Raw genomic sequence first — 7,477 nt, 5'->3', positions numbered from 1 at the left:
GAGTTCTCAAGGATCAGACGCACACCCACAACCACACCGTCACCGGCACAACCACAGGGGCTCATCCACATTACATCGCCGTTTTCCACCAGGTCAAACCCAGCTCGGTCACGATGCCAGCGCTACGTTTTCCCGCGGCCAGTTTCCGGCTCCCCACAGGGCTCCTGGCGTTAACCGCTTCGGTCTGCGCTTCCCGTTCCCCCGCCGTGCGGAGCAACAAGAAGAACATTACACACACGTCTCCCGTGGGCGCAAACCGGGGGGTGGGTGTGCCGGGTCACACCTGCAATTCCAGTCGTTTCGGGCGGTCACACGACCTGGACCCCCGAAACCGACCGCTTGCCCTTGCGCAGCACCACCCACGACCCGTGGAGCAGGTGCTCGGCGCCCAGCTCCAGCTCGGGGTCGTCGACCCGCTGGTTGTTCACGTAGGCGCCGCCGTCGCCGATCGCGCGACGAGCCGCGGACTTGGAATCGGCGAGGCCGGACGAGATCAGCGCCTCCACCAGCGGGGTGCCGGACGGGACCTCGACGGCTCCTGCCTCACGCAGCGCAGCCGCGAGCGTGGACTCGGGCAGGTCCCCCAGGTCACCCCGCCCGAAGAGCGCGCCCGAGGCCAGCTCGGCGGCTCGGGTCTCGTCCTCCCCGTGCACGAGCGTCGTGAGCTCGGCCGCGAGCCGGCGCTGCGCGGCGCGGGCACCCGGGCGCTCGGAGTGCTCCGCCATCAGCGCGTCGATCTCCTCGACGGGCAAGAACGTGAACTGCTTGAGGTACTCCCCCACCTTGGAGTCCTCGGCCTGGATCCAGGACTGGTAGAAGGCGTAGGGGCTCATCAGCTCGGGATCGAGCCAGATCGTGCCGCTCTCGGTCTTGCCGAACTTCGTGCCGTCGGCCTTGGTGATGAGCGGCGTCGACAGTGCGTGCACCTTGGCGCCCTCGGCACGGCGGATCAGCTCGACGCCACCGGTGAGGTTGCCCCACTGGTCGCTGCCGCCCGTCTGCAGCACCGCGCCGTGGCGGCGGAACAGCTCGAGGTAGTCCATCGACTGCAGCAGCACGTAGCTGAACTCGGTGTAGCTGATGCCCGACTCGAGCCTGCTGGCGACGACGTCGCGGGCCAGCATCCGGTTCACCGGGAAGTGCTTGCCGATGTCGCGCAGGAAGTCGAGCACGGACATCGGCTGCGTCCAGTCGAGGTTGTTGACCACCGTGGCGCCGTTGTCCCCGCCGAACTCGACGAAGCGCGAGACCTGGCCACGGATCCGCTCGACCCAGTCGGCGACCGTCTCCTTGGAGTTCATGATCCGCTCCCCCGACTCCTTCGGGTCGCCGATGAGGCCCGTGGAGCCGCCGACGAGGATCAGCGGCCGGTTGCCCGCGAGCTGGAGGCGACGCGCGGTCAGGAGCTGGAGCAGGTTGCCGACGTGGAGGCTCGGCGCGGTCGGGTCGAAGCCCACGTAGTAGGTGATCGGGCCCGCGTCGATCTCGGCCCGGAGGGCGTCGAGGTCGGTGGAGTGCGCGATGAGGCCGCGCGCCTGCAGGTCGTCGATCACGTGTGTAGTCACGCGTTCAAGGCTATCGGCGCGGAACGCCGGGGCCTCACTAGGCTTCGGGCGTGAACACCCCTGCCGAGACGCACGAGGTCGGGATCGTGGCCGTCCGCGCGGACGGCTCGACCATCGACGCGCGCGACCTCCTGGACTACCTGGACTCCGTGCGCATCGCAGGCGGCGTGATCGACGGGGCCCGTCTAGGCCAGCCGGAGGTGCACACGGTTCGCCTGGCGCTCGACGCGGACGAGCTCGTCCTGCGCAGCGACGACCTGCCGCCGAGCCTGCCCTGGCAGGGACTGGTCCGCTCACTGGTGCACCGGTTCGACACCGTGGCGCTGGTGGACGACGGCGTGGTGGATCGCGACGGCCGGCACCACACGGGTGGCGACCTTCCGGAGGAGCTCGATGAGCTCATGGGCACCGTGTGGGAGGCCGAGACCCACTCCCTGCCGCTCACGCTGGTCCACGTCGTCCGCACCGACCCGGACCTCGGCGGGGAGGCCCAGTCGATCGCCAATCGCGGCGACGCGACCGTGGAGGTCGCCGAGGTCGATGGGTTCACGCTGATCCACGACACGCTCAGCACGGATCCCGGGGTCGTCGTGGACGTGACGCTGCGGTCGCAGCTGCCTGCCGTGTCCTTCAGCCGGGAGGGAGACGGCCGTGGCGCGATCATCCGTGTCCGGCACGGCGGTCGCACCGTCGTGTGTCACGTGGACCGGGGCGTCCCTCCTGAGCTGACCACGGGGCTCCACGATCCCGAGACGCGCGCCCTGCTGCGGGGCGAGGTGACCCTGTGGTTCCCCTCGCGGCGACGCCGATTCGACGACGCGCTCGTGGCGCGCCTCAAGGCCGCCGGGACGGGCGAGAAGTCCTTCGCGGCCGACGTCGCCGACGCCGTCGGCGTCCCGCTCTCCGCGGCGCTGTGGCTGGAGGAGGAGGCTCCACCCCCGGCCGTCACGGTCGTCGGCCCCCTCTCGAAGCGCGAGATGCTCGCGCGCGGGCTGAGAGGCGCCGCGGGCGACCTGCGCACCGAGCTCTCGCGGGAGGAGATCACGAAGGGGCCGCTCGGCGGCCTTCGCCGGTTCCTGATCGAGCACCCCGGCGCGTGCTTCGTCTACGGCCTGACCGAGCTCGCGCTGGCGGTGGTGTTCCTCACCGTCGCCGCGGACTGGGGCCTGTGGGCGCCGATCCGCTGGGTCGTGGCCATCTACTTCGCGGTCGACGGGCTGTTCAGCCTCGGGGTGGCCGCCGTGACGTGGCGGGGTCGCGTCAGGGCTTGACGGCGATGACGGGCATCGGGGCGTCGAGCAGGATCATCTGGGTGACGCGGCCCATGAGCATCTTGCCGACGGGCGTGCGCTTGCGGATGCCGATGACGAGGCGCTCGGCGCCGGCGTCGACGGCCTCGTCGATCACGACGTCCGAGACCGAGAGCGAGGCCGCGCGGCGGACCTCGTAGTCGATGCCCTCGAGGTCGAACCGCTCGGTGAACTCCGAGAGGTCGATCTCCTCGGGCTCGTCGAACTCGGGGTCGATCTCGCTGACCGTGATGATGACGAGCTTCTCGTCGTTGGCCTCGGCCTTGGCTGCGGCCCAGCGGACCGCAGCGCGCCCGTAGTCGTCGGGTCGGTAGGCGACGGCGATGGTCATGGTCCGAGCGTATCGCGCACCCGCGTCGGGAATGCCGCGACGGCTCCCCGGCGTTGGGACCGACGTGAACGACAACGCTGCACGTCCCGTCAAGGTCGACATCTGGTCCGACATCGCCTGCCCCTGGTGCTTCATCGGCAAGCGCCGCTTCGAGTCCGCCCTGCAGGACTTCGACGGCGAGGTCGAGGTCGAGTTCCACAGCTTCGAGCTGGCCCCGGACACGCCGGTCGACTTCGAGGGCAGCGAGGTCGACTTCCTCGCGCACCACAAGGGCATGGACGCCGGCCAGGTCGAGCAGATGCTGACGCAGATGACCGCGCTGGCCGCCGACGAGGGCCTGTCGTACGACTTCGAGGCGCTGCGCCACACCAAGACGCTGCTCGCGCACCAGGCGCTGCACTTCGCCAAGGAGCACGGCAAGCAGATCGAGCTCAAGGAGCGCCTGCTGTCGGCGTACTTCGAGCAGGGTCGCCACGTCGGCCGCGTGGATGAGCTCGTCGCGCTGGGCGCCGAGGTGGGACTGGACGCCGACGCGCTGCGTGAGGCCCTCGAGTCGGGTCGTCACGCCGACGACGTCGAGGCCGACATCGCCCAGGCGCGTGCCTACGGCATCTCGGGCGTCCCCTTCTTCGTGTTCGACGGCCGCCTCGGCGTGTCGGGCGCGCAGGCCCCCGAGACGTTCCGCCAGGTCCTCGACCGGGCCGTCGCGGAGGCCTCGGCGTGACCGGACCGTTCGAGATCGTGGGCGACGACGACGCGCCCGTGTGCGTCGACGGCGTCTGCGAGATCCCGCAGGCGAGCGACGGGGCACCCGAGGAGCAGGCGGAGCCCGGCCTCTAAGGTGCCGCCATGAGCACCACGGCCACGAGAGTCGCGCGCCGGCACGAGCTGGACCACCTGCGGGTGCTGGCGACCTTCGCGGTCATCCTGCTGCACACCGGGGCGATCGTCGTGGTGGTGTGGCGCGACTCGGCGCCCGAGCTGGTCTCGGCCTTCAACGTCGGCAACCTGGCCGACTCGCTGGGGCGCTTCGCGGTCAACTGCTTCTTCATGACGTCGGGGGCGCTGCTGCTCGACCCCGTCCGCCGCTTCGTGCTGCGGCCGCAGTTCCTGCGCGTCGCGCTCCCGACGCTGACGTGGATCGTGATCTACGGCCTCGCGAACGCGCTGCTGCGCGAGGACGGCGCGCGCGGCGTCAACGGCACCCTCACCGACCCCGGGGAGCTGGGACTGACCGGTCTCGTGCGGGCGCTCCTGGGCGGCCCGGCCGCGTACCACCTGTGGTTCGTCTACGTCCTGCTCGGGATCTACCTCACGGTGCCGCTGCTGCGGGCCCTGACGGACCGTCCCGAGCCCCAGCGCCGCCAGCTGCTGACGTGGTTCCTCGTGCTGTGGCTCGTCGCCGACCTGCTGCCGCGGTGGGGCGCCTGGTTCCTCGGAGACCGCTTTCCCGCGCTCTACCCGTCACCGTTCGCGGCCCTGCCGACGGGCTACGTCGGCCTGTTCGTCCTCGGCTTCGTGATCAGCCACTACCGCGACCGGCTGGGGGTGCCGTACCTCGCGTGGCTCGCGCTGGCGGTGGCCGGCCTCGGGTGGACCTTCGTCGCCGTGTGGCAGGCGGCCAGCCACGGCGATCCCGACGTGTTCGCCGCCTACGACAATCTCAAGCCGCCGGTGCTGATGTACTCGATCGGCGTCTTCGCGCTCTTCGCCACGCGCAGCTGGGGACCCGGACCCGCGTGGCCGGCCGTCCGCCGGCTCTCCGAGCTGAGCTTCCGGATCTACCTCGTGCACGCGCTCGTCCTGCACACCCTGCGGGTCACGACCGACCTCGGCCCGCTCGTCGAGGACCGCCCGATCGTGGGGCTCCCGGTCATCTACGTCGCCACCGTCGTGATCTCGGTGGGCGTCTCCTGGGCGCTCGACCTCGTGAAGCCGCTGCGCCGCTGGATCTGACGGGGGACGGTGATACCGTCGCGGAGTTCGCGTGATGCAGGTCACATCGTCCTCGAGGAGTCCCCCGTGAAGTCCTTCCGTCGCTCGTCGGCCGTCGCCGCCTCCCTCGCCCTCCTGGCCGGCCTGGCCAGCGCGCTGCCCGCCTCCGCCGGCGAGCGCGCTCCTGCGTGGCACCATCCCGCGACCGGCGAGAAGTACGTCGCGATGGGCGACTCGTTCGTCGCCGGCCCCGGCATCCCCGAGCAGGTTCCCGGCGGCTGTGCCCGCAGCGACCACAACTTCCCCAGCCTCGTCGCCGCCGAGATCGGCGCGAGGAGCTTCACCGACGTGAGCTGCAGCTCGGCCACGACGGCGCACTACTGGAGCCCGCAGACGACGCCCGCCGGCGATGTGCCGCCCCAGCTCGACGCGCTCACCCGCGACACCACGCTCGTGACGATCGGCACCATGGGCGGCAACGACGTGGGCCTGGTCGGCCTGGCCCAGACGTGCCTGATCCAGGGCTGCAGCACCCTGCCCACGCAGCCGTACCACGATGCGATCGACGGGCTCGCCGACACCTATCGGCGCGTCATCGCCGACGTCCGCAAGCGCTCGCCGAAGGCGCAGATCGTCGCGGTCGGGTACGGCACCTACGTGCCGACCGAGACGTGCCCCGCGCTCTTCCGCGCGACCAACGCCGACCTCGCGTACCTGCAGTCGATGATCGACCGACTCAGCGACACCGTCGGACGCGTGGCGAAGGAGCAGAAGATCGCCTTCGTCGACATGCGCGACATCGAGGGCTGGCAGGAGCACTCGGCCTGCGCCGCCCCGGCCGACCAGTGGATCCGTGGCCTCGAGGCCTACGGCGACGGTGCTCCGCTGCACCCGTCGACCGCCGGCATGGCCCAGATGGCCGACCAGGCCCTCGAGACGATCGAGCCGCTCGTGGCGGGTCGTCACGACTCGCGGCGCCGCCTCGGTCGCGCGGCCGGCACCCTGCGGCTGCACGCCGTCTGTCAGGGACCGGCGCGCAAGGCGCGGGTGACCCTGCGGGTGACCGGCGGGCAGGGCCTCGCCACGTCCACCACGTTCGGCATCGGGAGTCGCGTGGTCGGCACCGACACCCGCGCGCCCTTCGCGCTCACCCGGTCGGCGGCGTCGCTGCGCGGCCACGCCCACCGGGGTCCGGTGCGCGCCCAGGTGACCTTGCGGCACGGCAGCGTCGTCCGCACGGCCGACCTGGCCACCAGCACGCCGAAGTGCCTGCGCTGAGCTGACGAGCGGGTCAGGCCCGGGGGTGCCGGCGATAGGCCGACACCGTCGGGTCGCCCGCGACCCAGAAGCGCCACGGCGCGTCGGCGTTGAGCCGGACGCCCACGCGAGGGCCGGCGACGATCTCGGGATCCTCGACCCGCTCCCCCAGTGACACCGGCTCGGGATCGAGCAGGTCGGTGCCGAGATCGGCGCTGGTGATCCCGAGCGCCTTCGTGAGGTTGCCGGGGCCGCGCGCCAGGGCGACGTCGGCCACGGGACCGCGGCGCTCGCGGGCGAGCTCGATCCCCTCGACGATCTCGGCGGCGCGGATGAGCACGGCGGCCGCCTTCTCAGTGGGTCCCGTGACGACGTTGGCCGCGTGATGGCCGTGGATCCGGTACACGTAGAGCCGCCACGCCGGTCCGTACATGATCTCCGAGCGCGGCGTGCGGACGTACGCGTGGGAGGCGGGGTCCTCGATGCCGCCGTAGGCCTCGACCTCGGTGATCCGCGCGACCACGCCGTGCCCGTGCAGCAGGCGGCCCAACAGGTCGCGGGCGCGCAGGGTGACCTCGGCCATGGGTCGTGGATCTCGCTTCCGGGACGGGAACAGGGACGGCGTCATCGTAGGCACGCCGCCGCGAGCCACCCCGAACCGGTTCAGACCGCGTCGGACTCCTCGTCCGGCTTGACCGCCAGGACGGGGCACGGCGCATCGAGGATCACCCGCTGGGCGACGCTTCCCATCAGCGCCTTGCCCACCGGGCTGCGGTGCCGGACGCCGACCACGATGAGGCTGGCGCCCGACTCGGTCGCCGCGCGGACGACGCTCTCGGCGACGTCGCGCACGACCTCCTGGCGCACCTCGGCCTGGAGGCCGAGCGTCGCCAGCCGCACGCGCACCTGCGTGATCTCGTCCTCGCGCGCGAATCGCGTGTCCACGAGCGAGTCGCCGCGGGTGTCGTTGATCACGAGCAGGCCCTCGCTGCGCAGCGTCGCCTCGGCGGCGCCGTGGGCGAGCGCGGCTCGTCCGTACTGGTCGGGGCTGTAGGCCACCACGATCGTCATGTCGTCGT

The 7,477-nt window shown here is 71.5% G+C and carries 8 protein-coding genes; 4 read left to right on the top strand and 4 right to left on the bottom strand.

The features are described 5' to 3' along the window. Positions 1–308: 308 nt before the first annotated feature. Complete coding sequence (gene tyrS / locus ACGWYL_RS11445; RefSeq protein ID WP_179425254.1) at positions 309–1,565, bottom strand: tyrosine--tRNA ligase; 1,257 nt, start codon at positions 1,563–1,565, stop codon at positions 309–311. 50 nt (positions 1,566–1,615) lie between these two features. Between tyrS and ACGWYL_RS11440 the strand changes: the two genes are divergently transcribed. Continuing rightward, positions 1,616–2,836 (top strand): hypothetical protein, encoded by a 1,221-nt coding sequence (locus tag ACGWYL_RS11440; RefSeq protein WP_395487223.1) that lies wholly within the window; start codon positions 1,616–1,618, stop codon positions 2,834–2,836. Here the strand turns inward: ACGWYL_RS11440 and ACGWYL_RS11435 are convergent. After that, positions 2,826–3,206, bottom strand: coding sequence for a universal stress protein (locus ACGWYL_RS11435; protein ID WP_179425258.1), 381 nt, complete (start codon positions 3,204–3,206; stop codon positions 2,826–2,828). The genes ACGWYL_RS11440 and ACGWYL_RS11435 overlap by 11 nt on opposite strands. Positions 3,207–3,270: 64 nt before the next feature. On the opposite strand from ACGWYL_RS11435, the gene ACGWYL_RS11430 reads away from it, so the two are divergent. The 3 genes from ACGWYL_RS11430 (at position 3,271) to ACGWYL_RS11420 (ending at position 6,419) form a co-directional block, all read left to right on the top strand. Next, positions 3,271–3,930: a DsbA family protein gene (locus tag ACGWYL_RS11430; RefSeq protein WP_269306371.1), complete on the top strand. Its 660-nt coding sequence runs from the start codon at positions 3,271–3,273 to the stop codon at positions 3,928–3,930. Positions 3,931–4,055: 125 nt separating this feature from the next. Next, a complete protein-coding gene (locus tag ACGWYL_RS11425; RefSeq protein ID WP_395487222.1) occupies positions 4,056–5,162 on the top strand; it encodes an acyltransferase in 1,107 nt (368 codons plus the stop codon). A gap of 66 nt (positions 5,163–5,228) precedes the next feature. Then, positions 5,229–6,419, top strand: a complete 1,191-nt coding sequence (locus ACGWYL_RS11420) for an SGNH/GDSL hydrolase family protein (protein ID WP_395487221.1) — start codon at positions 5,229–5,231, stop codon at positions 6,417–6,419. A gap of 13 nt (positions 6,420–6,432) precedes the next feature. Here the strand turns inward: ACGWYL_RS11420 and ACGWYL_RS11415 are convergent, their stop codons facing one another. Both ACGWYL_RS11415 and ACGWYL_RS11410 read right to left on the bottom strand, forming a co-directional pair. Further along, positions 6,433–6,981 (bottom strand): DNA-3-methyladenine glycosylase, encoded by a 549-nt coding sequence (locus ACGWYL_RS11415; protein ID WP_179425266.1) that lies wholly within the window; start codon positions 6,979–6,981, stop codon positions 6,433–6,435. Positions 6,982–7,061: 80 nt separating this feature from the next. Continuing rightward, entirely contained in the window at positions 7,062–7,469 is a 408-nt protein-coding gene (locus ACGWYL_RS11410; RefSeq protein WP_395487220.1) for a universal stress protein, read from the bottom strand. Positions 7,470–7,477 lie beyond the last annotated feature (8 nt).

Source organism: Aeromicrobium sp. JJY06 (assembly GCF_044069275.1).
GTDB lineage: Bacteria > Actinomycetota > Actinomycetes > Propionibacteriales > Nocardioidaceae > Aeromicrobium > Aeromicrobium tamlense.
The sequence above is the reverse complement of the archived record's forward strand: the minus strand, read 5'-3'. Positions and strand labels throughout refer to the sequence as shown.

Excerpts from the sequence above, each read along its gene's own strand:
- ACGWYL_RS11435 (WP_179425258.1), bottom strand. The coding sequence starts at position 3,206 with ATGACCATCGCCGTCGCCTACCGACCCGACGACTACGGGCGCGCTGCG.
- ACGWYL_RS11410 (WP_395487220.1), bottom strand. The coding sequence starts at position 7,469 with ATGACGATCGTGGTGGCCTACAGCCCCGACCAGTACGGACGAGCCGCG.
- ACGWYL_RS11425 (WP_395487222.1), top strand. The coding sequence starts at position 4,056 with ATGAGCACCACGGCCACGAGAGTCGCGCGCCGGCACGAGCTGGACCAC.
- ACGWYL_RS11415 (WP_179425266.1), bottom strand. The coding sequence starts at position 6,981 with ATGGCCGAGGTCACCCTGCGCGCCCGCGACCTGTTGGGCCGCCTGCTG.